Genomic DNA, 1,994 nt, shown 5'->3' with positions numbered 1-1,994 from the left:
GTCCCGTTGTGGACGGTGAACCGCTCGACCTTGCCGGCGATGGCCTCGAGAGCCTCGAGCTCCTTCAGCCGCAGCATCACCGGGTTCTCGGCCATCACCTTGGCCGTGTTGAGCAGCGAACGCGTGGCGTTCGTCTCCTCGCGGCGGCGGATGACGTTGGCCTCGGCCTGCTTCTCGGCCGAAACCACCTGGTTGAGGATCTCGCGCATTTCGCCCGGCAGGATGACATCCTTGAGCGCGATATCGCTGACCTCGAGGCCGATCGCGGCCATGTCGGCACGCACCTTGGCCGCCGCCTCCTCGTCGACCGTCACCTTCTTGTCGAGGATCTGGTCGAGCGTGAGCGCGCCAAGCGTCTTGCGGAAGGCGTACTGCAGGGCACGGTAGAGGGCTTCCGCGAAGTCCTTCACCGTGCTCACCGCCGTCACCGGATCGACGACCCGGTATTCAGCGGCGATGTTGACGCGGATCGTCACGCGATCCTTGGTCAGCATTTCCTGCCCGGCGACGTCAAGCGACTGGCGCTTGAGGTCGACGACCTTCACCTGGACCATACGTCCGACATTCCAGAAGGCGTGCACGCCCGCGGCAAGCGTGCGGGTGTAGACGCCGTCCACGAACAGCAACCCGACCTGGCCGTCCACGACCGGATGCAGGAACGTGTGTTCCGTCTTCCGGGCCTGCCCGATCCGGCGCATCAAGGCCGGATCGACGGCCAGATCGGCCGCCGTGTCGACGGACGTCACCTTCCACGGGCCGGCATCCGTCCACAGCACGAGCTTGCGGTCCGGAGTGAGAACGGCGTGGAGGGCGCCGTCGCGCTCGATGACGGCAATGTCGGTGCGCCCGGTGCGAACGACGGTGAAATGACGCGCGGCCACATCCGGGAGCTTGTCGAACAACGCCTTCTCGTAAGCCGAAACGAATTCCGGGTTCTTCAGGTCGTGCCTGGAGACTTCCAGGTTGCCGCGCCGGTTGGCGAGCCAATGCTCGCCCGGCATCAGGACAGCCTGGATCTCGCCCTTGTAGAGGGCGACGGCACGCTCATTTTCCTTCACGAGGACGCGCCGGCGTCCAAGAAGCTTTTCGAGAATGGTCTTCATTGTTTTACTCCTGTCGGGCATGGCCCCATGCGAGGCGTCAAGTCATGCGTCGATCGTCCTTTCGTTTCTCGTTTCCATCGTCTCTTCTCAATTCCGGGCACGAATGATCCGGAGACCGGTGGCATCGCCAAGCGGCGGGCCTTCGGGAGCGGATCGCGGGGCGGCGAGGCGGGCATGGAGGCCAAAGCCTCCTTTGCCGGCACTGCCGCGCCTTGATCGTCACCGCGGGCCTGGCCGCGAGCCGATGGCGCAAGACATCTTGGGCCGGCGGGGCCGAAGCCCTGCCGTCCGTGAAGTCCTCGCAATCCGGTCCCCGGACCGTTTTTCAGATAACACCGTAAAAGGGTGCCTTGGCTTATCAGCCAAATGGAGAAGGATTCGAACCTTCGGCCGTCAGATTATGAGTCTGATGCTCTACCCAACTGAGCTATCCGTGTCGTGGGTGTGGGAATCGAACCCTGCCTCCGGAGCCAAATCCGGCGCTCTCCATGAGCTACACCCGCAAGTCCCAACACTCCGAAACGGCACCGTACACAGCGCGGCAAAGCCGCCTGCGCGGGCGGAGACGAAAGCTCCAACCGTTGTGCTCGCTTCGGTTTTCGTGACCGGGAGCGCGCCTATAGACCCTGCGACGGGTTGTCGCAAGCGCCATTGTCGCGGTGGATTTGCGGCGTCTTCCGGGAGTTGTATTTCGGCAACACCAGCATGAGGCTGTGTCAGAAGGTAACCCGGCCGAGCACCTTGAGGCCGTCGCCGTCCGGCGCCACCACCACGGCCTCGCCCTCGCGCGGCGCGATGCCGGTAAGCGCCACGATGTTCTCCAGATGCGTGACCAGCACCAGATTGTCGGATCCGGAATAGCCCCGGATTTCCTTTATGATCGCCGCCATC

Annotated in this window: 1 protein-coding gene, 1 tRNA gene and 1 pseudogene; all 3 read right to left on the bottom strand. The window is 63.9% G+C overall.

All coding sequences use genetic code 11. The features are described 5' to 3' along the window. Positions 1 to 1,103: slipin family protein (locus EOA29_RS34485; protein ID WP_145969986.1), on the bottom strand; the 1,103-nt coding region annotated here is incomplete at its 3' end. A 367-nt stretch (positions 1,104 to 1,470) separates the two neighbouring features. Beyond that, positions 1,471 to 1,536 (bottom strand) — tRNA-Ile (locus EOA29_RS34480). 283 nt (positions 1,537 to 1,819) lie between these two features. Further along, positions 1,820 to 1,994 (bottom strand): annotated as a pseudogene (locus EOA29_RS43480) (histidine phosphatase family protein); the annotation flags it as partial.

Source organism: Mesorhizobium sp. M1E.F.Ca.ET.063.01.1.1 (assembly GCF_003998155.1).
Taxonomy (GTDB): Bacteria; Pseudomonadota; Alphaproteobacteria; order Rhizobiales; family Rhizobiaceae; genus Mesorhizobium.
Note: the sequence above shows the minus strand (reverse complement) of the source record. Positions and strands in the feature narration are given on the sequence as shown.